18 protein-coding genes and 1 pseudogene are annotated in these 23,270 nt (G+C 64.3%); 11 read left to right on the forward strand and 8 right to left on the reverse strand.

The genetic code is table 11. From position 1 onward, the window contains the following. Positions 1-217: 217 nt before the first annotated feature. A complete protein-coding gene (locus tag ACZK29_RS09230) occupies positions 218-769 on the forward strand; it encodes a hypothetical protein (protein WP_146268044.1) in 552 nt (183 codons plus the stop codon). 15 nt (positions 770-784) lie between these two features. On the opposite strand, the pseudogene ACZK29_RS09235 reads toward ACZK29_RS09230, so the two are convergent. Further along, positions 785-1,018 (reverse strand): annotated as a pseudogene (locus tag ACZK29_RS09235) (SOS response-associated peptidase family protein); the annotation flags it as partial. A gap of 146 nt (positions 1,019-1,164) precedes the next feature. Here ACZK29_RS09235 and ACZK29_RS09240 point away from each other — a divergent pair. Further along, positions 1,165-1,647, forward strand: a complete 483-nt coding sequence (locus ACZK29_RS09240; protein WP_146268042.1) for a hypothetical protein — start codon at positions 1,165-1,167, stop codon at positions 1,645-1,647. Between the two features lie 344 nt (positions 1,648-1,991). Here ACZK29_RS09240 and ACZK29_RS09245 read toward each other — a convergent pair whose 3' ends face one another. Beyond that, the gene (locus ACZK29_RS09245; protein ID WP_478446963.1) at positions 1,992-3,344 is read right to left on the reverse strand and encodes an aspartyl protease family protein; all 1,353 of its coding nucleotides are present in this window, start codon (positions 3,342-3,344) and stop codon (positions 1,992-1,994) included. 234 nt (positions 3,345-3,578) lie between these two features. On the opposite strand from ACZK29_RS09245, the gene ACZK29_RS09250 reads away from it, so the two are divergent. Beyond that, positions 3,579-3,794 (forward strand): hypothetical protein, encoded by a 216-nt coding sequence (locus ACZK29_RS09250; RefSeq protein WP_478446964.1) that lies wholly within the window; start codon positions 3,579-3,581, stop codon positions 3,792-3,794. Next, positions 3,724-4,191, forward strand: coding sequence for a hypothetical protein (locus tag ACZK29_RS09255; protein ID WP_478446965.1), 468 nt, complete (start codon positions 3,724-3,726; stop codon positions 4,189-4,191). Before ACZK29_RS09250 ends, ACZK29_RS09255 begins: the two co-directional genes overlap by 71 nt. A 321-nt stretch (positions 4,192-4,512) precedes the next feature. Here ACZK29_RS09255 and ACZK29_RS09260 read toward each other — a convergent pair whose 3' ends face one another. Together ACZK29_RS09260 and ACZK29_RS09265 are read right to left on the reverse strand one after the other, a co-directional pair. Then, the gene (locus tag ACZK29_RS09260; RefSeq protein ID WP_146268040.1) at positions 4,513-5,373 is read right to left on the reverse strand and encodes a hypothetical protein; all 861 of its coding nucleotides are present in this window, start codon (positions 5,371-5,373) and stop codon (positions 4,513-4,515) included. Positions 5,374-5,447: 74 nt separating this feature from the next. Then, positions 5,448-6,464: a BstA C-terminal domain-containing protein gene (locus ACZK29_RS09265; RefSeq protein WP_164146882.1), complete on the reverse strand. Its 1,017-nt coding sequence runs from the start codon at positions 6,462-6,464 to the stop codon at positions 5,448-5,450. A gap of 52 nt (positions 6,465-6,516) precedes the next feature. On the opposite strand from ACZK29_RS09265, the gene ACZK29_RS09270 reads away from it, so the two are divergent. Both ACZK29_RS09270 and ACZK29_RS09275 read left to right on the forward strand, forming a co-directional pair. Further along, complete coding sequence (locus tag ACZK29_RS09270; protein ID WP_478446966.1) at positions 6,517-7,026, forward strand: hypothetical protein; 510 nt, start codon at positions 6,517-6,519, stop codon at positions 7,024-7,026. Positions 7,027-7,392: 366 nt separating this feature from the next. Continuing rightward, positions 7,393-7,875: a hypothetical protein gene (locus tag ACZK29_RS09275; protein WP_164146881.1), complete on the forward strand. Its 483-nt coding sequence runs from the start codon at positions 7,393-7,395 to the stop codon at positions 7,873-7,875. 187 nt (positions 7,876-8,062) lie between these two features. On the opposite strand, the gene ACZK29_RS09280 is transcribed toward ACZK29_RS09275, so the two are convergent. The 3 genes from ACZK29_RS09280 to ACZK29_RS09290 all read right to left on the reverse strand — a co-directional run bounded on the left by ACZK29_RS09280 (position 8,063) and on the right by ACZK29_RS09290 (position 9,886). Further along, positions 8,063-8,449, reverse strand: a complete 387-nt coding sequence (locus tag ACZK29_RS09280; protein WP_111203991.1) for a hypothetical protein — start codon at positions 8,447-8,449, stop codon at positions 8,063-8,065. A gap of 128 nt (positions 8,450-8,577) precedes the next feature. After that, a complete protein-coding gene (locus ACZK29_RS09285) occupies positions 8,578-8,799 on the reverse strand; it encodes a hypothetical protein (RefSeq protein WP_146268036.1) in 222 nt (73 codons plus the stop codon). Positions 8,800-8,986: 187 nt separating this feature from the next. Beyond that, positions 8,987-9,886, reverse strand: a complete 900-nt coding sequence (locus ACZK29_RS09290; RefSeq protein ID WP_478447078.1) for a dihydrodipicolinate synthase family protein — start codon at positions 9,884-9,886, stop codon at positions 8,987-8,989. Positions 9,887-10,048: 162 nt separating this feature from the next. Here ACZK29_RS09290 and ACZK29_RS09295 point away from each other — a divergent pair, with 162 nt between their 5' ends. Continuing rightward, positions 10,049-10,513, forward strand: a complete 465-nt coding sequence (locus ACZK29_RS09295; protein ID WP_111203989.1) for a GNAT family N-acetyltransferase — start codon at positions 10,049-10,051, stop codon at positions 10,511-10,513. Between the two features lie 117 nt (positions 10,514-10,630). Next, a complete protein-coding gene (locus ACZK29_RS09300) occupies positions 10,631-11,524 on the forward strand; it encodes an AraC family transcriptional regulator (RefSeq protein ID WP_478446967.1) in 894 nt (297 codons plus the stop codon). Here ACZK29_RS09300 and ACZK29_RS09305 read toward each other — a convergent pair. Beyond that, positions 11,472-12,302: a universal stress protein gene (locus ACZK29_RS09305; RefSeq protein WP_478446968.1), complete on the reverse strand. Its 831-nt coding sequence runs from the start codon at positions 12,300-12,302 to the stop codon at positions 11,472-11,474. The genes ACZK29_RS09300 and ACZK29_RS09305 overlap by 53 nt on opposite strands. Positions 12,303-12,473: 171 nt before the next feature. Between ACZK29_RS09305 and ACZK29_RS09310 the strand changes: the two genes are divergently transcribed. From ACZK29_RS09310 to ACZK29_RS09320, 3 genes are all read left to right on the forward strand, one after another. Beyond that, positions 12,474-13,040 carry a TetR/AcrR family transcriptional regulator gene (locus tag ACZK29_RS09310; RefSeq protein ID WP_478446969.1) on the forward strand — a complete coding sequence of 189 codons (567 nt, stop codon included), beginning with the start codon at positions 12,474-12,476 and terminating at the stop codon, positions 13,038-13,040. A 466-nt stretch (positions 13,041-13,506) separates the two neighbouring features. Further along, a complete protein-coding gene (locus ACZK29_RS09315; RefSeq protein WP_478446970.1) occupies positions 13,507-19,581 on the forward strand; it encodes a CshA/CshB family fibrillar adhesin-related protein in 6,075 nt (2,024 codons plus the stop codon). Next, positions 19,578-23,267 (forward strand): TonB-dependent receptor, encoded by a 3,690-nt coding sequence (locus tag ACZK29_RS09320; RefSeq protein ID WP_478446971.1) that lies wholly within the window; start codon positions 19,578-19,580, stop codon positions 23,265-23,267. The genes ACZK29_RS09315 and ACZK29_RS09320 overlap by 4 nt, the downstream gene beginning before the upstream one ends. Positions 23,268-23,270 lie beyond the last annotated feature (3 nt).

Here is a 23,270-nt window from a genome sequence, read left to right on the forward strand (position 1 = left end):
CAAAGCGGGGCATGCGCCTTACAGAAAACCGTTCGTGTTTGGCCATCGCGAACGTGTCAGAACACTGAGGTCGATGGGCCTTCCGAATTGTTCCCTGGCTTGCAGGGCTCTGCGGATATAGCAGGGTCGTGGCGATGGGAACTAGGTCATGTCGCGCGCTTGCAAGCCCCGCTAGGATGGTCCGGCGAGCAAGAGGCTCGCGATTGAAGAAATGGAGATGTCCGTGAAAGCATGTCTTTTGGGAATTTCGTTGCTTCTGGCAGCCGGAACCGCAGCCTCGGCGCCTGCTAGCCAATCCGATATGTCCGCCGCGGCAAACGCAGCAGTTCAGATGGACCCGACGCTGGCCGTGCCGCCCGGGGTGACATTGAGCGAGGTCGTCCGCATCTACAGACCGAACCTTGGCTCACACATGAGCGTCAACTGGGACTACGGTAGCTTGTTGCAAGGAGGGTGGCACATTGAGGGAACGTTGGGATTCATCTCCTTGACTCCCTTTGAGAACAGCTTGCCGATCCGCGAATGTGTCTCGCATACTCCCTGGGACACCTTCAGTAGCACCGACGTGAACTGTGAGGGGCAGCCGATGCTCCCATACTCGCATCTGCGCGGCTACATCTCGCAAGTCCAGTTGCCAGGTACTGTTCCCCTGTACCGCTGCCGCCATCTCTGGGAGGGGAAGTCGCGGCATTTTGATACCCTTCGCGCGGATTGCGACGGGGCGCCTGGCGCTATCCTTGACGGTCCTTTGGGTTACGTCTTCATGTGATCCCCTGCTGCCCAGCTACGGCTGGGCAGTTCGAGCCAAGGGCAATAGCAGATCCTCACTGTTGTTCCGGGGCGTGTTCACCGCGCGGGTGACGCGGTAAGCCTCCATCGCCGGCGGCTCGCTGGCCAGCAGCATAGCCATGGCATCGTCAGGGCTGGCGGCCATCCACTCATCGATCTGGCCGGCCTGCAGCCACACCGGCATGCGGTCGTGGATGTCGGCGGAGACGCCGCTGCTGTCGCCGGTGAGTGGATGAATTGCTCATATCGAATTTGATCGGTGGTCGGGTGCTATTCGCTTAAGTAATTTGACGGGGGCGGATGGCTCGTGTTAACTGAACAGGCTGGATAACGGAATTATCGCCAGTATCTTGGCCAATTCGATAGGGATATGTAATGAAGCTCAAAGTCTTTGTGCTGTCCACAGCTGTAGCATTGCTCTCTGTCACTGGAACTGCGTCGGCTGGCAACACCACCTCTCCGCGAAGCGTCGTGATGCTGAGTAGCAAGAGTATTTATGCCCCCGGCTCCGCTGAAGCCCAATCCGTGTTGCAGTGGGTGAAGCAGCGCTCCCCAGAATACGCGCCGGTGCTGGAAGGTGTGACCGTGGAAGTGGTTAAGAAGACCTCTTCTGCCCCTGCGTCCAGTGGAGCTGTAACGCGTGCATCAGCCCCGCCGCCGCCCGTGCCGCTCCCGAGCTCAGCCAATGCCGGCGATGAGTTCACCGTGACGACGACTGACCGCTACGGTAATAGCGAGACCTGGGGGTACACGTGGGTCGGCGGCGGCAATGGTGGCGGTGCGTGGGTGCTCGTTGAGTATCACTACAAGAACGTCAACTTCGAAAATCAGGATAGCCCTGAGACGCTCGGCGGCTGAATCACCGTAGTTCTAGTTGCAGTGAACGGCGACCTCTCGGTCGCCGTTTATCTTAGAGCTACCGTTTTGCTCGCGGGCCTTGCAAGTCACGTTGGCCGTGTCGGCCGTAGCTTTTAAGCGGGATCCGTTCTACGAGCACAAGCTGGCCGCATAGGGAGAACCCCGAACGTCAGTGGGTGTTTGCCCGATAGCGGAGACCTGCCCGAAAAGGCATCCTGACCTTGCCGGATCCGGGGCCACAGGCAGCTCAACCCGGGGGCGCGTGAGGAGCGGCTCGCCGACAAAGAGTCGAACCAGGCTCGACCCTGCGATTTTGGCAAATTGACGATTTTGTCCAGCGCCGATCAGTCGCCGGTGGGCGGCGCGGCAACTGGCTTCGGTGGCAACAGCGGCGGTGCTTCGGCAACGGCAACTGGGCAACCGTAGGTGCCAGCAACGTCCATGTACAGGCTGTAACGCTGGGTTGAAGCAAAACCCAAGCGCCATTCGGGATTGAACAACGGCCTGGGCCCAGGTGAAAGGCCTATGTCCATCGGAAGATTCAGAACTTCGTCGCCAATCATCACCGGCGTGGTTGCTTCCACGTACTGGATATCTTCGCTGCCTTCGGTGGTGATCACGTTCTTGCGCCGTATAGCAGCTGCCGGTGGGCGCGCGGGCAGCGTTCCGCGCGCCTGGAAGCCACCGTTGAATCCGGTATCCACCTTGACCAGCACATTCTGCTTGCCGGCACGGATCGGATAGCGGACGTCATACGCATCGCCCCACAGCGAGGATAGTGTCGCCATCCGTCGCGCGCATGGCACCGGGCTGGCAGCGGCCTGGATCACAAGGGCGTTTTGGTTGATACGCACCCGTCCAAGCGCGCGCAACACGTCCAGGCCGATGCGCGGTAGATCGTCCTTGCCCAGCACTGCAAAGGAGACATCGCGCACCAGAACACTTCCGATGTCCAGAGTCACCGGCGACGCCAGCGCATACACCGCCCCAGCCTTTCCATCGGCAACCATGAAACCTTCGGTGAGTTCCAGCCCGAGTTCGGCTGCCAGCGTGCGCCCGATGCGCGAATGCGCTGCGCCACTGTCCACGTGTACGCGCAGCTCGCGCTCACCGGCCTTAGTGCGCATCTTCAGGCTGATTGTCGGCAGTTCGTTTTGCAATTGGATGGGAACATGGATATCGCTTGGAGGTGTTTGTGCCGCCAAGGCAGTGCGTGGCCAGGCTGTGAAGCGCTCGAAATGCGGCTCGCTGATGCCCGCTAGGTGGATGTCGCCCGCTTGCTGTTTGAGCATTGGGCGGATATCGCGGTCCAGCAGCATTCGAACTTGGATCATCTGCGCAGCCCATCCGGCAATATCGCCCTGGATGAGTAAGTTGCCTGCCAAGGAGGCTGCACATAGGTACTCGATGCCTTTTACCTGTTCGCGGGGCTCGTTGGCCACCGCCTGAAGACATTGCTCGGCGGCCTTGCTGGAGCGATCGATTTCGCCGCGTACACGGTAGAAGCCTGTCTGGCCAAGCAGCCCCTTAGCGCCCTGCGTCTTGCCCATCGCCTGGAGCGCGCCCAGTTCAGCACGGCGTACGCTGCGGGTATAGCCGTAGGGATCGCTCAGTTCACCCTCGGGTGTGTCGGCTGTCGCAGCTGAAGCCACTGCCGTAACGAATAATGCACTCACGCCCCACCAGCGTCGATTCATTGAGGTTGCTCCCTTCTACCCGGTTGGAACCTAGCATGGCGGCCATCACGACTTCCATCGCCGCCGCTCGACCCCTGAACGACGGTATATGGGTTGCCTCGTGGATCAGCAGGGACATGGTCCGGGCGGGCCGTTCCGCTGGTGCAGCAGCTGCGCAGCGCCGCGCCGGTTCAGATCCAGTGGACACTGGGCAGTGCTCCAGCCATAGTCTCGACTTGCCAATGGACGCGCCCCATGAGCATCCTCAATGTTCTGATCAGCCGTGACCAGCTTGTCGTTGCAGTGGACACGCTTGCGGAGGATGCCTTGACCGGCGCCCATTCCGCTGGTGCCAAGATGCTCCTGATACCGCAGCACAACATGCTGCTGGCGACGAGAGGTGCGGCCCAGTTTCCTGAAGATCTACGAGCTGTTCCTGCAGGCCAGCTTCCGTGCGGATTTCTCCATTGAGAAACTGTCCGCCGAGATGGGACCTGTAATGGACCAGCTATGGCTGAACTACGAGAAAGCCGCGGCGGAGGCCGACCTGCCAATCGAACAACTCGGGACCGAGATCATCTTGGGTGGTTGGTCGCCGGGAAGTGGCAGGATGATGGCCACTGCCTATACCAAGAGCGACAGTCGGCGCGCAACCGCGGTCCAGCCGATCGGTGGCCAATTCGCGTCACCAGGTGATCCACTTAAGGGCGTGGTGCCGAGCATGCTGCAGGTCGATCTGATGGCGGCCGGACGACTCCAGGCCAACTACCTCAATGAGCAGATGGGACGGCAAGTCGCTGGCGGCCGTCTGCTGATCGGGTTCTTGCAGCAGGGCCAGGCGGTCGTGAAGGACCTAGGGCCGATCTGACGAGTAGGAGCAGGAAGCTGGACGAATCGGCCGCACATGGCCGGCGGGTAGCCCTGTCGCCTGGGGCCGGGGCTTGTAGGGACAGCCCGACCCGACATGGCGAGGTTGCCCGATGGTGCCGGCCGGACAAGGCGGGCATCCTGGGCTTGCCGGATCCGGGGCCGATGGCTGCTCAACCTGGAAGTTCTTGAACAGCGCCACGCAGCCATATGATCGTCCCCATGTCGATCACATCTCATCTGACCTACAAATACATTTGCTGGTGGTTGTCCTCCGAAGTGGAACAGCTACCAGTAAATTGCGGGCCGTGACACATGGCGACTATGCTTGGAAGATATTCATCTCTACCGCCTTCAATTCAACTGCGTCCAGCACTTCTTTTACTTTTGACTCCAAGTATCGGAACACCGGCTCAATCGGCATTCCCTCCACGTACGGGACATCGCCGAATACTAGGCTTATTGTGTAACTGAGGCCGTCCATGGTGAATTCTGAGTCGGATCCAATTTCTGCGATCACCATCTCGCCTTTCTGCTCATCCCAAGGGCCGAGAATGTCGCCGTTTCCTGAGATTCGTAGCATGCCTACAGACGCTTGTGAAACGGATCCCGGAAACGCTTTGGTAATTCGGTGCTTGCTTGTGTTTGCAATTTCGTTCAATGCCCAGAGTAACTTGTCGCCTTCCTTGTGAGGGCGAAAGGCAGTCATGATTGCGAAGATCTCCGGGGGAATTTCTTTAGATTGACCACTTGCTCTGGCTTGCACTTCACTGTCATTGTCTCCGAAAGGGAAGGCGCACTTTTTCCCGCCTGCCCCCAACTTCCTAACGACTGCGTAGCCAACTTGATCTAGAGCCTTTCGCAGCGCCTCGAACGAATCGTTAATGGTGTCAGCCACTTCCATTGGTGGGTTTTTTACTCGACGCAGAACGATGCGAGTCGCATCTGACGTGGCGAAGTTCTCGACGTCCACCTTGAATGGTCCTGAATCTGCGTATCTCTTGAGGAGCGGCTTGACCGCAAAAAACTTCTCTCTCGCTTTCGCTAATTGATATCTCGGGCTGTCCATTGGTCCCGTGCTGTAAATCCCGCTAGTCATATTTTTGTGCGGTCCATTGCGTTCTGCTTCTGCCAGGGCGGAAATGATCGTCTCTGTGATCAGTACATAACCAACAGCCGCCATTTCGATGTGCTGCAGCCGTCAGTGCCGCGTCGGCAGCCTATAGGCTGCGGCGGCGCAGCGCCAAGCTTCTGACGTCAGTCTTGCTCAATCCTATACGCTGACGCAGCGATCTGCGCGAATGACGGTGGCAATTGCTTTTGAGCGATCTTGCCCTCTAAGTAGCGCACGAACTTTCCTGCGCCGATGTAGTCCTCGCGAAGCCAGCGGCGGAATTCTCCAAGAGCGGCTTCCGGATAGCACCAGGGTTCCTGTGGGTTAGCTGTAGCTTGCGGGTAGTACTCAGGGAAATTGTGTTCGAACTTAATCCTTGGCCCGAATTGAGCGTCGTAGCCCTTGTTGCGCCAGTGGGTGCTCCAGTGCTGGCCCACGCTGATATCGGGCACAAAGGAGGAGTCGATGTGCAGGCCGGCCTGTCCAAGGTTGACGATCATGTCCGCCATCTCCTTGAAGATGCCGAAGTAGCCAGCAGGCACCGAGTTGTATGTAAGTGACACGCGATCGTGGAAATTCCGCCATACATCCGGCACCAGCGCTGTTGGATCGTAGCCAACTTGGCTGTAGATGAAGTCACGAAGCGCTTGGCCCGCAAGCTGGCGATATGCTGCCTGGGCCTGCTCCTTGACGTTTGCTCCTGCGTCGAATGCGTAGTACTCAAGGACGGCGAGGCAGAAGGTGTCCGGATAGGCGAAGAACGTCGTGCCCTTGTCGATGACCTCGACATAGGGATGGGGGAGGCTGACGCTCTTCGATTCAAGGATCTTCTTGATGGCCGAAACGCGCGGCTTCTGTACCGGCTCGTTCCATTCCGATGAGAGCTCCTGAATTACGAAATGGCGAACGCCACAGAGCCGGGAAAGGCCACGCCCACTCAGGAACGGCGTTCCGTCAGAAAGGACGCCCATGCCAATGCCATCAATCTCCCGTTGTTTCTCTATTCCGAGCGACAATTGGCCTTGCCGGGGGTCGGCCAGCTTGGGCGGGAAAAATGACCCTAAGGTGTTGTTTTCATTTCCCTTTTGGCCGGCCATCTTTATCCCCCTGCTCCGTGTGAATTTAAGGTGAGCATGGCCGAATCTGAGCAGTTTTTCCATAAGTAGGGGTGCGCTCGCAGGATCTGCGACGGCCAGTCGTATCCTTCCGGCAATGATTCCCTCGCACGGCTACCAAGGCTTCCGCGCCGCCCCGATCCCCTCTGGCTGGGCCCAGATTGGGGAGAGCTGGGTGCTGTGGTGGAGCGGTCGACAGATCGCCAACGTAAGCTGCGGCAAGGATGGCGCTGTGCGCGTGCACCTGGATGCCCGCAAGATGTGGCAGACCAAGGACGTTTCGGCGGCCAGCATCAGTAAAGGCAAGCGCTATGCCGAGCGGTGGTGCGCGGCCAGGCTCTACCCGGAGATGCGCCTGCGCGCGGCTGTGGCGCGGCTTACTGACACCAAGCCGATCCAGCCGGCACCCCCACCACCTGGCCTGCCGCCGACCCGCGAGCAGCAGCAACAGGCTCGGCGCCTAGCGGAGGCCGGGACAATGGAAGTGGCGCGAATCAAGGAAGCGCTGGAACCACGCCGACCGCCGGAGGAGACCAAGCCAAGGGCGAGAGATCCCATGAAGGCTAGGGTGAGGGCCGGGCTACAGCAGCTGAGGCGGGGTGTTTGAGCGGAAATGGACCCACGCCGGTCCCATGCACTTCGTAAGTAGTTGATTGAGCGGGCGACGAAATCCCCCTCCTAAGGGGAAGGTCGCCCGTTCGAATCGGGCCGGGGTCACCAGAATCAGTCACTTGCGACGATTCGTGATCGCGTGGCCCTCTTTATTCCACTGCATCTTCCGGTGCTTTGGTCACATTGGTCACAATGGCGGATCTACAGGCGGCCGTTGCCGCGAAGCCGTCTTCGCCTTCAGGGATCAAGTGCGCAGGCAGGCCCAGACTGCCGAGCCTGTCATATTTGTCGGCAGACCTGATGGGTAGACTCGGTGGGCACGCATGAGGCGTGCACTACGCCACTACCGAGGACGACAGTCATGTTGAAAGGATTGAAACCTCTCGCCGCAGTCGCCGTATGCCTGCTTGGCCTGTCCGCCTTTGCCCAGAGCGCTGCCGCGGCGCAGTGGGTAGAGAGTGACCGTACCGCGTACCTCAAGACCAGTTTCTTCGGCAGCTTCGCCTACCACATCTGCGACGCAGGCGGAACGCAGATCCAGGGGTATCCGGGCAGCTGTGGCAGCGATGCCGCCAGCGGTTGGACGGCCAACTACACAGCTTCCAGTGGCCTGGCCAACGATCAGCTGATGGCCTGCAACCACAATCCGTTCCAGCTCGGCTCTGCCTGCTACGGCTTGGCCTATGCGATCAACGGCCAGGCATACGCAGGCGGGCTGCCGGCCGGCTGCAATCTTGGCGCGCGCGCGGTGGTTACTTCCAGCAGCATGGAAACCGTCGAGATCCAGTACGAAGAGCTCGACGTGGACACCATCGAGTCGGCACGCGAGTACGTTTGCCGATAGACCGGGGTAGCAGGGCGCCGCCGTTGCGTGCAGCGGCGCCCTGCGCGTTACCCGGGGCGACCGACGATCAACGCCCGGGACGCTGGTCTGCCTTGCACGAGCGGGGCAGGTCGCCGCGATGCCGCTTGAACGCCGTCGGCCTTCTGCCTGCCCAAGACGCTTTCCCGGCCGGTCGGAGTCGAGCCGCTTATTTGGTCCTGACCGGTGTCCAGCCGTAGTTCCAGAGGAGCTCCGGCTCCATGGACTGGCAGGGGGACGAACCAATCAACTGGCACGCCTCCTGGCGTGTGAACGACGGGTTGCCTGCCAGAATGATGGACAATGTGTTGTCTACGCCGACGTGGCATTGATCGTCTTCCGGCGGACAGAATTCGGTTGCGCCGCAACCGGTGGTGATCTTCAGGAAGATGGGAGATGAGGTAGCGCCACCTTGCCACTGGACGCCATTGCAGTAACTGGCAGTCTGTCCAATGGGCGTTCCATTCGCGTCGAAGTAGATGTAGTTGCTCGCCTTATAGCGGGCAGCCTCGGCGCTGGAGCAGATGGATGCGAGCGCAACTGCCAGCAGGAACATGCTTGTTGTCTTCACGGATACTCCTCTTCGGCGACGGATTCGTCCGCCCGCCGGATCATGCTGGCGGACGGACTAGGGCGGGTCAGACCGGGCGGACCATGGCGGCGATCTGTCGCCGCGTCATGCGCTCATTGCAGAACGAGCGCTTCGCGAACCGGTTGCGTCCAGGTATCCGTCACCACGCACTGATCTTCATGGCAGAAGGTCTGCGTGCACTGCGCCATGCCGCCGCCGACGGGTACACAGGAGGTATGGAAGGAAGCGGCATTCGCGGTGGGAACAACGCCAACGGCTGCGGCGGCTCCAGCGGCTGCGACGATCAGGCCAAGCAAGACACTTTGGATCTTCATGATCACTCCACTGTCTGGTTGATGAACGCCTTGTGGGCCTGTGGACGTTCTCAGTACAGTGGCGGGCATTCAATAAGGAAACGCCTAACGAGCGAGTAGGTAAATGCCTACGTTGTCGTGTGTCAAATCCGTGGCGGCGCTGTTGTACACGTGGTGGTGTTTCAGCAGGGCCCGAGATGCCGCGACGTCACGGTTGCAGCCGCAGACCAAGCCGCGCAAGCACGTCCGCTACAAGCGCCTGATCATCGGCCTCCAAGCCAAGCAGCGGCCGCGGCAGGTTGCCGGGCCCACTCAGCCCCATCAGCGCTGCAGCGCACGCCATTACACGTATTCCGCCGAATCGGTCATACAGCGCCCACAGTGGCGCCAGCCCCGCCGACAAGGCCTTTGCCGTGGCGATCTCGCCGCCGAGGGCTGCGCGCGTGATCCGCAGCGCCACCTCGGGGAACAGCCCGCCGATCACCGAATACCAGCCATCGCAGCCGGCGGCCAGCCCATGCACTGCGGCCGCGTCGCCGCTGATGCCCAGCGTGACGTGCTTCGGGATGTGGGCACGCAAGGTGGAAACCCGAGCTACCGCTTCCGCTGGGTCATCGGAGAGACGAGGCATCTTGATCGAGGCGATGTTCGGCAGTGCAGCGATTCGCCCATGCAGTTCATCGCTGAACCGGAAGTGGGTGGCTACGGGGTTGTCGTAGACACAGATCGGGGTACGCACTGCATTGCACACCGATTCGAACAACGCGTAGACCTCGTGCTCCTTCAACGGATGGTAGGACACAGGCGCCAGCAGCAGACCGGCCGCGCCGGCATCCTCGGCATCCTTGGCCAGTTCCAACACGTCGCGGGTGCGCAGTGCGCCAATCCCGGCGATCACTGGAACGCCACCGGCGTTGGCCAGGGCCTGGCGCAGCACCCGCTTGCGTTCGGCCTTTTCCAGGTAGGCATAACTGCCGGTGGAGCCAAGGATGCCCATCGAGTCCACTCCCAAAGCCACGAGGCGCTCGACCAGGCCGGCGAACGCGCGGGTGTCGATGTCTTCGTTGTTGAAGGGCGTGAGCGGAAACGCGCTGAGACCTGTGAACATGAGGGGCCTGGAGAGATGAAGGGAGGGCTGCCGGACGCAGGCAGGTGCATGGACGCATGGCATTGTTTATTGTCCTAGGACAAAACTCAAGAACTGCCGCGCAGCGTGACGACGCCGGCCGGGTCGCTCACAATCAGTAGACCAGACCACACTGGCATCCTCATGCCCGCACAGTTGCAACCGGTTCAACCTCCGCATTACCCGTGTATCGCTGGCTGGCTCGATTCGGTTGCAGCGACGCAACGCTGGGCTGGCCCAGGCGTTGCGTTTCCTCTGCTGCCTGAAGCGTTCGCGCAGACACTTGAACTGGCCGAGCGCCCGGGTTGGGTGCTGCTGGACGGGGAGGGCGCGTGCATGGGGTTTGGCCAGTACTGGTTGACCGCGCCCGGCGCCGCCCACCTGGGCCGCATCATTGTTTCGCCGCAGGCGCGTGGGCGCGGCCTGGGGCGGGTGCTGATGCAGTTGTTGGGTGCCGAGGCCCTGCGGTCGCCGGGGGTGCAGCGCCTGACCCTGCGTGTCTATCGTGACAACCTCGCGGCGGTGGCCCTCTACCGTGATCTCGGCTTCCAGCCGGTGGACGACGTTTCGACGCCGGAGCTGCTGTTCATGCAGCGCAGCGGGGTCTGATCCAGCCCCAGCGTCGGCTACTGCGGGTGGGGACGGCATCTTGATCATTTCGGTACTTTTCACAAGTCTGGTGCCGGGCCCGATATGCTGGGCCTCGGAATCCAGCCGGATCGGCCCATGGACCGCATTCCCCAGCTTCTGGAACAGGACGAATCCATGCGCCTGGAGGTCAGCACGCTGGCGGAAGGCTTGGGTGTTCCACTGTCGTTCGGGCACGCGTACCTGGCGGTGCTGGTGTGCGTGTCCGGGTGTGCGCGTTTTGCACTGAACTTCCGCGAGGTGGCGGTGCAGCGGCACGACGTGCTGGTGCTGACCGAGGGTACGCTGGCGCTGCTGCGGCAGCGCTCGCGCGGTTTCCTGGCGGTGGTCTGCCTGATGCCGAAAGCGTTGGCCTCGGAGGTGGCCTATGTGCTGCCCAATGCATTGTTCAAGTTCCTGCACGAGCATCCCCATTGCGTGCCGTCACCGCTGGAGGTGCCGCTGCTGCAGGGTTGGCTTCAGCAGTTGATGGATGCCCAGCACAACGGTGGCCGCCATCGGCACGTGATGCTGCGCAACGTGCTGCAGACCTTTTTCCTGAAGTTCGCCACGCTGCTCCCGGCACACTACGAGGCCGCGCCGCAGGTCGGCCGGCGCGAGCGCCTGGCCTGGAACTTCTGGGAGCTGGTCGGCCAGCGCAGCATGCGCCAGCGTGACGTGCAGTCCTACGCCGAGGCGCTGTGCATTACCCCGTTCTATCTCTCGCAGTTGACCCGGGAATGCTTCGATGAAACGCCGAAGGCGTTGATCGACCGCCAGGTGGTGCTGGAGATCAAGGCACTGCTGAGCTACAGCGAACTGCCGATCGGACGCATCGCCGAACGCCTGTGTTTCGAGGATGCGTCCTACCTGTGCCGCTACTTCCGGCGGCATACGGGCCTGTCGCTGACCGGCTACCGCCGCGCCGCACAGGGTGGCACTAGTGCGATACGAACAGCGGCGCCGGAACTTCGGCCAGCAGATCCTCGGTGACGCCACCGAGCACGCGTTCGACCACGCGGCTGCGGCTGTAGGGCCCAAGCACCAGCAGATCGGCTTCGGCATCGAGTACATGCTGGCGGATGGTGGCGGCAACGCCCCCCTGGCTGGGGCTGATCGCCTGGATTTCGACCTCGACACCGTGCCGCGCCAGATGCTGGGCCATTTCGGCGCCGGGTGCGGCCTCAGCCTTGGGCGTGTCGACCATCAGCAGGTGCACGGCCTGCGCCCGCGCCAGCAGTGGCAGGGCATCTGCCACGGCACGGCGGGCCTGCTTGCTGGCATTCCAGGCCACCACGATACGCCGGCCGACCTGCTCGCCCTTCCAGTGCGGCGGCACCAGCAGCATCGGCACGCCGGTCTGGCGCAGTGTGCCCAGCGGATGCCAGCCGGAGGGAGCACCGGGCGTATGCGGATAGCCGGCGATGATCAGATCGCAATACAGCGATTGCAGCGCCAGGTCGGCGCCGCCCAGGTAGTCCGAGACGATGCGCAGTTCGGTGCTGATCTGCAGCGGTTCGGCAGCGTCGCGCAGGATCTGCATCAACTGCGCGGTGCAGGCGGCGTCGGCGCGGGCTTCATGGTCGAGTGCGGCGGCGATGCCCGCGCCACGCGCGAAACCGCTGGCGATGTCGGTGGGATGCTGGGCGGTCGATACCGCCACCAGATGCGCCTGCTGCGCCTGCGCCAGATGCGCGGCGATGTTCAGTACGCGGTCCCCGGTCTCGCTGGCGTCGAACAGCACGGCGATGTCGCGTAGCGGATGCAGCATGGCGTTGTCTCCTTCGATGCCTGTGACGCGTTCCCTGTCGTGCACCGACCGGGTGCACCGGACGCAGGTCTGTTGTAGCGCATCCGTGATTCGAATGAATCAAATGTGATTCAGTTTATTAATTTATGATTCATGCTAGCGTGAGCGCCAGCCCACACCTCAATGCTTTTCATGCGACCTGCCGCAGCACGTACACGACGCGACCTGCCGCACGCGCTGGCGGCCACCCTGGTCAGCCATCCACGCTGCACCCTCAGCGAACTCGCGCGCGGGGTGGGCATCAGCCGCGCCACCCTGTACCGGTTTGCGCCTACCCGCGAGGCGATCGACGAGGCCCTGTTCGCGGCCGGTTTCGAGCGCGTGGAAGCGGCGGCGGCCTGGTTCGACCAGGGCGGTGATGCACGCCACGTGCTGGAGCAGGTCACCGCCACGCTGCTGGCGGACTGGGAGCTGGTGACGCTGCTGTTCGCGCGGATGATGGAAGAGCAACAGCGCGTGGGAGACCTGCATCTGCTGCCGGAGCGCTGGGCGCCGATCGGCGAGCGCTTCGAGGCGTTTTTCCTGCGCGGCCAGCGAGCGGGTGAGTTCAACGTGGAGTTCACCGCGGTGTGGTTGGCCGACTTCTACTGGACCTGCTTCTACGGCATCACCTGGTCGCTTGCGCGCGGCCGCCTGGCTCCGGCAATGGCCGCATCCACGCTGTTGGCCTCGTTCCGGCATGGGGCGATCAAGGGCTGATCGTGGCGCCCACGGCGCATTTCGTGCCGACAAGACACACGGAAATCTGCGCCGAATTCGCGTGACGTCTTGCCGGAAAGGGCGTTCGCGCTGCCGGAATCGTGCACGGTGCCGCACTTCCGGATTGCTACAACTGTGGTCGTCGAATAACGCCGGAATCGGCAAAATTAAATGAGACGTTCATCACGCTTTTGCTGCGGTGCAGTATCGTAGTCACTGAACTTCATACCTGACCAACGAGGTCCAGGGACGGTTGTAGTGGCCATCGAGCCGGCAGAACGTGCTTCGCGCGCGTTGCGTGGCTGATGAGTTCGTCCCAGGCGACCTATTGAACAGCGGCCTCTGCGGGCCGCCCGGGGAAATCACCATGTGGCAGTCGACGACGTCGCGCATTCGCGCGGGCGGTGGATGCGTTCATCCCAAGAAAAACACCCGATGCGTGCGGCCCGGCCGCTGGATCGCGCTTGTGCTGATCCTGCTGCTGTCGATGGTGGCGCCATCGCTGGCGTGGGCAGCCGCCTACGCCACCGGTGGCAGCAGCCCGTATCGCAATACGGTGTTGTGGTTGACCTGGGGGGGCGGTGCCAACGGTGTCGACAACGTCGTGCTCAATGATGGGGCGCTGTCGTCCATCGACATGCCGATTGCCGCGGGCATCAACCTGCGCGTCGATTGCCGCTTGAACACGGCCGAGACCGGCGTGCTGCGCAGCTATCGGCCAGGCAACTTCGGCGGCGACAGCCTTGACGATCTGTACAACATCGGCGGCACTGGCACCAGCAACCAGCTGATTGCCGGCATCGCACGTGCGGGCGGCACCTCCAGTTTCAACATCACCTGTACGTCGACCCTGGGGGGGGCGCCCTACCGCCTGCGCGGCGTGGTGATGGCCGACGCCGAATCGATCAACAACAGCGGCGAGTTCGTCGAAGCCAGCGCGCAGGGCACCTGGAACGTGGTGGAGGTTCGCAAGAACCTGGCCAATGCCACGCCCTATCTGGTGAACAAGTCGACCAGTGGCGTCAACCAGGTGATCCGCTTCGGACCCGGCAACGACGACAACACGGCGGCCGTTACCTTCCTCAGTTTCGACAATGCCGCACACGCGCCGGGCAACCTGGCGGTGAACATGGGCTTCTCGATGCGCGGCGGCGGCACCACCGCCATCGCCATCGGCCTGCTGGTGCCGTATGCCGACTTTGGTGACGCACCGCAGAGCTACGGCGATGCGATGCATGTGGTGGACGATCTGCAGTTCCGTTCCGATGGCATTCCGCAGGGCGCCAGCAACTTCAACATCAACACCGCCGGTTACGCGCCGGGTGGCCTGGCACCACCGTTGACCGATTTCCTCGGCAGCCTGGGCCCGGATACCGAACAGAAGAGCAGCTACAGCGCGGACGCACTGGGCGATGACAACTTCCCGCAGGTTGGGAGCCATGAAGAAGATGCCTGGCCAACCAGCTACCGGTTGACGGTGATGCAGGCCGGTACGCTGATCACCCAGGCGGTGGCCTGTGTAGGCAATGGCAGCGTCGCTGGCTGGATCGACTTCAACCGCAACGGCCAGTTCGATGCCAACGAACGCAGCACCACCGCGCTTTGCAGTGGTGGCCAGGCCAACCTGGGTTGGACCGTGCCGACGTCGGTCAGCGCGGGTACCAGTTACGTGCGCCTGCGCTATGCGACCAACGCCACACAGATACAGAGCCCGACCGGCGTGGCCGATGACGGCGAGGTGGAAGACCACCGCATCACCATCACCGCTCCGTCGCTGAAAGTGGTCAAGGGCAACAACGCCACCGGTGGCATCTGGAACTACGGGCAGGCCGGCACCCAGTACACGCTGACGGTGAGCAATACCAGCGATGTCCCCACCGGCAATCCACCGAATGTGCCGGCGGGCGCGATCATCGTGCGCGACCAGCTGCCGGCCGGGATCGTGCCGAACTGGACGGGTGCCCATGTGAGCGGCAGCTGGAGCTGTACGGCCAGTGGCCAGGACGTCACCTGCACCAGCAGCCAGGTGCTGGCCGCCGCCGGCAGTCCCGGCTCCAGCTCGGCGTTCACGCTGCCGGTGACGGTTACCGCGGCTGCGAACGGCGTGCTGACCAACCATGCCAGCGTGGGCGGCGGCTACGATCCCTTCAACAACGGCAATCCGCCGGTACCCGGCAGCAGCTGCACCGACGTTGATCACTGCACGCGCAGCGACGTGACCGTGCCCGTGACGCGGGTGGGCTACGCCAAGCGTTCGAACACCACCGGCCCGGTCGCGGTAGGCGCGACCGTGAGCTACACGGTGGATGTCACCGTGGCCGACGGCAACACCCGCGATGTGCTGACCCTGACCGACACCCTGGGCACTGGCCTGGATTTCGCCAGCGTCAGCAGCCCCGGTGCATTTACCTGCAACGCGGCCAACCCGCTGGTGTGCACGCTGCCGGCAGGCACGGTGCCGGGCACCTACAGCCTGAGCTACACGGCCACGGTCAATGCGCAGGCCAGTGGCCAGGTGGTCAACACCGTGGTCGGCACGGGTACTGACACGCCCACCTGCAGCAGCAACTGCACCACCACCACGCCGGTGGCAGCGCCACGCATCTCGGTATCCAAGGCCAGCGGCACCGCCGGTCCGGTCGCCATCGGCGACAGTGTTGCCTACACCGTGACGGTGCTGGTGGCCGACGCGCGCACCACGACGGTGACCACGCTGACCGACACGCTGGGTACCGGCCTGGACTTCGGCAGCGTCACCAGCGCAGGCAGCTTCAGTTGCACGCCAGGCAATCCGCTGGTCTGCACGCTGCCGGCCGGCACCGTGCCGGGTAGCTATGCGTTCTCCTACACCGGCGTGGTCAACGCGCAGGCCAGCGGTCAGGTGCGCAACGCCGTCGTACCCAGCGGTACCGACAATCCTTCCTGCGTGGGTGCGTGTGATACCACCACGCCGATGGCTGCCGCGCAGGTGGTCTATGCCAAGCAGGCCTCCACCGGCGGCCCGGTACAGGTCGGTGACCGCATCGACTACACCCTGACTGCAACGGTGACGCGTGCGCGCACCAGCGCCGTGGTCACGTTGACCGATACCCTGGGCAACGGCCTCGATTTCGCTGGCGTCAGCAGCGCAGGCATCTTCACCTGCAACGCCGCCAATCCGCTGGTGTGCACGCTGCCGGCCGGCACCGTGCCCGGCACCTACAGCCTCACCTATGGCGCCACTGTCAACGCGCAGGCCAGCGGCAGCGTGCGCAATGCCGTGCTTGGTAGCGGCACCGACAACCCGTCGTGCAGCGTGAACTGTGACACCACCACCCCGGTGGCGACACCGGGCGTGAGCTACGCCAAGTCGGTGAACAGCACCGGTCCGGTTTCAGTGGGCGATCGCCTGACCTACACCCTGACCACGGTAGTGACCAACTCGCGCACCACCGATGTGGTGACCCTGACCGATACGCTGGGCACCGGCCTCGACTTCGGCGCGGTGACCAGCGCGGGCGCCTACACCTGCAATGCCGCCAATCCGCTGGTGTGCACCTTGCCGGCGGGAACCGTGCCGGGCAGCTACAGCCTGACCTACACGGCGGTGGTGAACGCACAGGCCACCGCCCAGGTCACCAATGCCGTGCTCGGCAGCGGTGGCGACAACCCATCGTGTACCGCCAACTGCGGTACCCGCACGCCGGTGACCGGCAGTGCGATCGACTATCGCAAGACCTCGGCCGCGGCGGGTCCGGTGAAGGTGGGTGACAGCATCGCCTACACACTGACCGCGGTGGTCAGCAATTCGCGCACCACGGCGGTGTTCACCCTGACCGACACGATGGGCCCCGGCCTGGACTTCGGTGCGGTGACCGCCAGCCAGGGCTTCAGCTGCAATGCCGCCAATCCGTTGGTGTGCACGCTGCCGGCCGGTACGGTGCCGGGCACCTACACGGTGGACTACACCGCGCGGGTGAACGCGCAGGCCAAGGGCAGCGTCAGCAACGCAGTGCTCGGCAGTGGTACCGGCATCAACACGTGCACCAGCAACTGTGGCACCACCACGCCCGTGCTGTCGGCGGTGGTGACCTACCGCAAGCAGTCGAGCACCGTTGCCCCGGTTGCCGTGGGCGATGCGGTGGACTACAGCGTGGAGGTGACGGTCGCCAACTCGCAGACCCTCGATACGCTGACCCTGACCGATACCCTGGGCACGGGCCTGGACCTGCAGTCGGTCACCCAGCCCGGGCCGTTCTCCTGCAGCGCCAGCAATCCACTGGTCTGCACGCTGCCGGCCGGCACGGCGCCGGGCACCTATACGCTGGGCTACCGCGCGCTGGTCAATGCCCAGGCCAGTGGCAGCGTGCGCAATGCCGTACTCGGCACCGGTGGTGACACGCCCACCTGCAGCGGCGACTGCAGCACCGAGCACGCTTTGGCCGAACCGCGCGTGGTGCTGGAGAAGCAGTCCGGACCTGCCAGTGGCACCGAAGTGCGACCGGGCGACCGCCTGCGCTACACGCTGGTGGCCACGGTCGAGCGCGCTGCGCTGCGTCGTCCGCTGCAGCTGGTGGATACGCCCGATGCCGGCTTGAGCATCGAGGGCCTGCCGGCCGGATGCGTCCAGCAGGGGCCGGACATCGTCTGCACGGTGCCGACGGGTACCTCGATCGGTCGCCACGAGTTCGTCTACGAGGCCGTGGTCAACCAGGAGGCCCGCACCGAAGTGCTGAACCGTCTGCGAGGCCAGTATCCGGATGGTTCGCCGCCGCCGGACTGCACGACCTGCGAGACGCGGCACAAGGTGGTGTCCGATTTCGCCCTGCGCATCACCAAGACCGCCAGCCCGCGCCGGGTGAAGGTGGGCGACCTGGTGCGCTACCAGCTGGTGGTCGAGAACGTGGGCGGCAGCCATTGGCGCAGCGGCGTGGTGGTCGATACGCCGCCGCCGGGCTTCAGCTACGTCGACGGTTCGATGCGCGTGGCTGACGATGACGGTGCGTTCGCGCTGGCCAGCAGCCAGTCGCCGTTGCGCATCGGTGCGGTGGACATCGCGGTGGGTGGCAGCGCAACCATCACCTACCTGCTGCGGGTGGGCGCCGGCGTGCGCGCGGGCAACCACGTCAACCAAGCCGTTGCCATTGCCGACGATGGCACGCCGCTGTCGAACATCGCCACCGCCGAGGTGGCGATGGATGCCGATCCGCTGCTGGAAGACAGCCTGGTATTCGGTACAGTGTTTGACGATCGTGACGGCGACGGCTGGCAGGACAGCGCGGAGCTGAGCGGCGTTCGCGTGCAGGGTGGCTTCGCTGCTTCGGCCTACGTCCCGGGCTCGACCACGCTGGATCGCGGCGATGGCCCGCAACCGCTGGCCGATGCCAGTGCACCGCTGCTGCACGGTGTTCAAATTGGCGTGGTGCATGGCCGCGCGTCCACGTCCGACACCGCCGAGGCGCATCAGGTGGTGCTGCGCCAGCGCCTGCGCGAACTGTCCTTCAGCGATGACTTCGTGCTGGAAAGCGCGCAGGGCCACCGCCTGCGGATGGACGCGCAGGGCGCCACGCGCGTGGAACGCAGCGGTGAGGCCGGCAAGGGCCTGACTGCGGCCGAGCCGAGCGTGCGCCGCGAGATCGCCCGTGTCGCCGAGGGCTACGAAGTGGCCTACGTGATCGGCAACGAAGGCATCCAGGAGCAGGGCATCCCCGGCGTGCGCCTGGCCACGGTGGAAGGCCTGCTGGTCGAGACCGATCCGTTCGGGCGCTACCACCTGGCTGACGTGCACGGTGGTGACGCGCGCCTGGGCCGCAACTTCATCGTCAAGCTGGACCCGGCCACGCTGCCGGCCGGTGCCGAACTGACCACCGAGAATCCGCTGCTGCGGCGGGTGACGCAGGGCGTACCGACCCGCTTCAGCTTTGGCGTGCGGCTGCCGCCGTCGCCGCAGGCCGCCGCAGAGCGCATGGAGATCGCGTTGGGTGAGGTGCTGTTCGCGCCGGGCAGCAGCGAGCTGCAGTCCAGCTATCGCCCGGTGCTGAAGAAGATGGCCGAGGTGGTGGATCGCTACCAGGGGGGCGACGTGGTGATCGCTGCCAATGGCGAGCGCCAGGCACTGGCCTTTGCCCGCGCCGCAGCGGTACGCGATGCACTGCAGGCCGAGGTTGCGGAAAGCGCACGCGCCGGCCTGACCGTGCAGCTGCGCACCGATGTGCGCGATCCCCACTCGCTGCTGGCCGGTGTGGATGCCGGTGGCGCGCTGCTGGGCAACGTGCTGTTCGACACCGACAAGGCCACCGTACGCGACGAGTTCAAGCCGTTGCTGGCCGCCATCGCCGCGCGCCTGGAAAAGCTGGGTGGCGGCCAGGTCAGCCTGGTCGGCCACACCGATGTGCGCGGCAGCCATGCCTACAACCAGGCACTGGGCCTGCGCCGTGCCAACGCCGTGTTCGAGGCGCTGCACAGCCAGCTCAGCCCCGCCGTGCAGCAGCGCCTGCGCGTCCGCAACGAGGAGAGCGCCGCCACCCGTGCGGCTGCTCGCCAACAGGAGGCACGCCGATGAGCGCGCATCACTCTGCCGCCCGCCGTGCGGCCCGCCTGCCGCGCGCTGCGCTGTATCAGGCCCTGCTGCTCGGCCTGGCCGGCGCCGCCCAGGCCACGCCGCCCGCCGCCGAGCCGGCGCCGATCCGTTGTGACGGCACCCAGTGCAATGCCGAGGGCGAACTGTTGTTCAGCCTGCGCTCGCGCAGCTACGACGAACCGGTGACCGAGGGCACCTCGACGCGTTCCAGTTCGCAGGCCCTGCAACCGGACCGCCGGGTCAGCCTGGCGATCGATGAGCCGGGCAAGGCCACGGTGCGCGGTGAGTTCATGATCCGCCTGCCGGAAGGCGGCGCGATCTGGGCCACCGAAGATCCGGCGATGGGCCAGCCGGAACTGTCGGTGTCCGCACCGGGCATGGTCGCCTTCGACGAAGGCCGCATCGTGCGACCGGTCGAGTTCTACGTGCGTGGCAACTACACCGCGTTCATCCAGCGCTTGGAAGTCAGCGTCTACCGCGGCAGCGACACGGATCGCGTGGCAGCACTGGCGACGTTCGAACTGCCGGTGGCCGCCGTTGCCCAGGGCGTGTGGGATGGCGCGTTGCCAGCCTCGGCGCCGCTGCGCCGGGGCGACCGCCTGGTCTATGTGCTGCGCGCCTTCGATGCCGAGGGCAATGTCGATGAAACCACCGCGCAATCGATGCAGCTGGTGACGCCAGCGGAATTCGAGCGCGGCAACCAGCAGTTGCGCGACGCGCTGGAAGACCGCCGCGGTACCTCGGTGGACGCCAACCAGGCAGCATCGTTGTCACTGCTGCAGCAGGTGTTCGATGGCAATGGCCTGCGCCAACAGAACATCCCGGTGTATGGATCGCGGGTGCGCCTGCGTGGCCGCGACCTGCCGCTGGGGGCGTCGCTGAAGATCAATGGCGACAGCTATCCGCTGGACCAGGATCGCAAGTTCGCCGCCGAGTACCTGATGCCGATCGGCCATCATGCGTTCGACGTGCGTGTGGAGCGACCGGATGCGCCGGCCATTGCGCGCACGCTGGAGGTCGATGTCAGCGGCCAGTACCTGTTCGGTGTCGGCCTGGCCGACATCACCGTGTACCAGAACAAGGCCAGTGGGGCAGGGCAGGACCTGGCGCGGGGCGAGCGCAATGATGACGTGCTCAGCGATGGCCGCCTGGCCTTCTACCTGAAGGCAAAGACCCGTGGCCGCTACCTGCTGACGGCACAGGCCGACACCCAGAACCGTCCGCTGGACCAGCTGTTCACGGGTTTCACCAACGCCGATCCGCGTGACCTGTTCCGCAGCCTGGACCCGGACCTGTATTACCCGACCTATGGCGATGATTCGCTGACCCAGCGTGATGTCGACAGCATGGGTCGCTTCTACCTGCGCATGGACTGGGACAAGAACCAGGCGCTATGGGGCAACTACAACACCGGCCTGACCGGGACCGAGTACGCGCAGTACGTGCGTTCGCTGTACGGTGCGGCACTGTCGTGGCGTTCGCGTGGTGCCAACGCCTGGGGTGATGCCCGCAGCGAGCTGCGCCTGTTCGGTTCACAGGCCGAGACCGCGCCGGGCCACAGCGAATTCATCGGCACCGGTGGCAGCCTGTACTACCTGCGGCATGCAAGCATCCTCAGTGGTTCGGACCAGGTGGTGCTGGAAGTCCGTGACCGCACCACCGGCCGTGTGGAGCAGCGTGTGCCGATGGTGCGTGGCGCCGACTACGAGATCGACGCCCTGCAGGGGCGCATCCTGCTGACCCGGCCGCTGGCGCAGGTCAGCCGTGAGAACCTGCGCCGGATCAGCCGCGATGTGCCGCTGGACGGCTATGAGCAGCGCCTGATCGTCGACTACGAATGGGTGCCGACTGGATTCGACAGCGATGACATCACCGCAGGCGTGCGCGGCAAGCACTGGTTCGGCGATCACGTTGCCGTGGGCGCCACCTACGTGGACGAGCAGCGCTCCGGCCAGGACTATTCGCTGAAGGGCGCGGACCTGACCCTGCAGGCCGGCCGTGGCACCTACCTGAAGGTCGAGCACAGCCGCAGCGAGGCGACCAGTGCGCCGGTGTTCTTCTCGGACAACGGCGGTCTGAGCTTCAGTCACCTCAACCCGGAGGGGCCGCGCGAAGGTGAAGCGACCGCCGTGGAAGCGCGCATCAACCTGCGTGAGCTGGGCTGGACCCAGCGCGACTGGAGCGCCGGTGCCTGGTGGCGCCAGGTGGACGGCGGCTATTCGGTGGGTCGCTTCGACACCGGCCAGCGGGTGCGCGAGCAGGGCGCCGAGCTGCTGGGCTACGTGACCGACGACTTCAGCCTGTATGCGCGCTACAGCGAGGCCCGCCGTGGCAATGCGTCGTTGATCCAGGCGCAGGCCACCGCCGAATGGCGGATCGGCGAGAACGACCGCCTGTCGGCTGAACTGCGTCGCGTGCAGGAAGACCGCGGTGCCGGCGGCAACGTGGCCGGCGTGCTGGCTGCGGCGCGCTACACGCACCGCATCGGTACGTCGCTGGACGTGTACGGTGGCGGCCAGATGACCGTCGATGACGACCATGGCCGCTACGCCGACAACGACGCGGTGGTGGCCGGTGGCACCTGGACCTTCGCCAACCTCTCCACCCTCGGTGCGGAAGTCTCGGACGGCGACCGTGGCACCGCCGCGCAGGTCAACGCCGAGTACCGGTTGACCCCGCAGCACAGCTTCTACGGTGCCTTCACCCAGTCCACCGACCGCAGCGAGTACGACCCGTTGTTCAGCCCGAACGCACAGGATGGCTGGACGCTGGGCCAGCGCTGGCGTCTGTCTGATCAGGTCAATGTGTTCAATGAAAGCCAGTTCCTGAAGTCCGAACAGGCGTCTGGTCTGGCACACACCTTCGGCATGGACTTCTATCCGGCAGTGGGGTGGAACGCGGGCTTCACGCTGAGCAACGGCAAGCTTGATGCCAGCAGTGGCCAGGTGGATCGCAAGGCGGTCAGCCTGTCCGGCGGCCGCACCGCGCCGGGCACCGAGTGGCAGAGCAAGCTGGAATGGCGGCGCGATACCGGTGCCGAGCGGCGGACGCAGTGGGTCAGCACCAATCGCCTCAGCCACCGCCTCAACGACAGCTGGCGCATCGCGGCGCGTTTCAACTATGCCGACACCGACGATGCGATCAATCCGGTGGCGGGCGCGCGCTTCATCGAAGGCAACCTGGGCTTCGCCTACCGGCCGTGGGACAACGACCGCTGGGCGTTGTTCGGTCGCTACAGCTACCTGTACGACCTGTCGACGATGGGCCAGGTGAACGGCGTGGACTACGATCAGCGCACGCAGATCCTGTCGCTGGAGGGCGTGTACCGCATCGACCAGCGCTGGGAGGTGGCGGCCAAGGCGGCGCGGCGCGAAGGCGAAGTGCGCTATGGACGCGGCACAGGCCCCTGGTTCGACTCGGCCACCAACTTCGCTGCGGGACAGCTGCGCTATGACCTGTACTACCAGTGGCACGGCCTGCTGGAGTACCGCGTGCTGGATGTCCGCGACGGCGGCAGCAGGCAGGGTTGGCTGGCCGGTGTCGATCGCGATATCGGCCGCAACTTCCGCGTGGGTGTGGGCTACAACTTCACCGACTTCAGCGATGACCTGACCAGGTTCGATTACACCCATCGCGGGTGGTACCTGAACCTGGTGGGGCGCTATTGAGGA

Source organism: Stenotrophomonas sp. 89682_Sma, assembly GCF_056481405.1.

Excerpts from the sequence above, each read along its gene's own strand:
- ACZK29_RS09230 (WP_146268044.1), top strand. The coding sequence starts at position 218 with ATGTCCGTGAAAGCATGTCTTTTGGGAATTTCGTTGCTTCTGGCAGCC.
- ACZK29_RS09240 (WP_146268042.1), top strand. The coding sequence starts at position 1,165 with ATGAAGCTCAAAGTCTTTGTGCTGTCCACAGCTGTAGCATTGCTCTCT.
- ACZK29_RS09245 (WP_478446963.1), bottom strand. The coding sequence starts at position 3,344 with ATGAATCGACGCTGGTGGGGCGTGAGTGCATTATTCGTTACGGCAGTG.
- ACZK29_RS09250 (WP_478446964.1), top strand. The coding sequence starts at position 3,579 with ATGAGCATCCTCAATGTTCTGATCAGCCGTGACCAGCTTGTCGTTGCA.
- ACZK29_RS09260 (WP_146268040.1), bottom strand. The coding sequence starts at position 5,373 with ATGGCGGCTGTTGGTTATGTACTGATCACAGAGACGATCATTTCCGCC.
- ACZK29_RS09265 (WP_164146882.1), bottom strand. The coding sequence starts at position 6,464 with ATGGAAAAACTGCTCAGATTCGGCCATGCTCACCTTAAATTCACACGG.
- ACZK29_RS09270 (WP_478446966.1), top strand. The coding sequence starts at position 6,517 with ATGATTCCCTCGCACGGCTACCAAGGCTTCCGCGCCGCCCCGATCCCC.
- ACZK29_RS09275 (WP_164146881.1), top strand. The coding sequence starts at position 7,393 with ATGTTGAAAGGATTGAAACCTCTCGCCGCAGTCGCCGTATGCCTGCTT.
- ACZK29_RS09280 (WP_111203991.1), bottom strand. The coding sequence starts at position 8,449 with ATGTTCCTGCTGGCAGTTGCGCTCGCATCCATCTGCTCCAGCGCCGAG.
- ACZK29_RS09285 (WP_146268036.1), bottom strand. The coding sequence starts at position 8,799 with ATGAAGATCCAAAGTGTCTTGCTTGGCCTGATCGTCGCAGCCGCTGGA.
- ACZK29_RS09290 (WP_478447078.1), bottom strand. The coding sequence starts at position 9,886 with ATGTTCACAGGTCTCAGCGCGTTTCCGCTCACGCCCTTCAACAACGAA.
- ACZK29_RS09295 (WP_111203989.1), top strand. The coding sequence starts at position 10,049 with ATGCCCGCACAGTTGCAACCGGTTCAACCTCCGCATTACCCGTGTATC.
- ACZK29_RS09300 (WP_478446967.1), top strand. The coding sequence starts at position 10,631 with ATGGACCGCATTCCCCAGCTTCTGGAACAGGACGAATCCATGCGCCTG.
- ACZK29_RS09305 (WP_478446968.1), bottom strand. The coding sequence starts at position 12,302 with ATGCTGCATCCGCTACGCGACATCGCCGTGCTGTTCGACGCCAGCGAG.
- ACZK29_RS09310 (WP_478446969.1), top strand. The coding sequence starts at position 12,474 with ATGCGACCTGCCGCAGCACGTACACGACGCGACCTGCCGCACGCGCTG.
- ACZK29_RS09320 (WP_478446971.1), top strand. The coding sequence starts at position 19,578 with ATGAGCGCGCATCACTCTGCCGCCCGCCGTGCGGCCCGCCTGCCGCGC.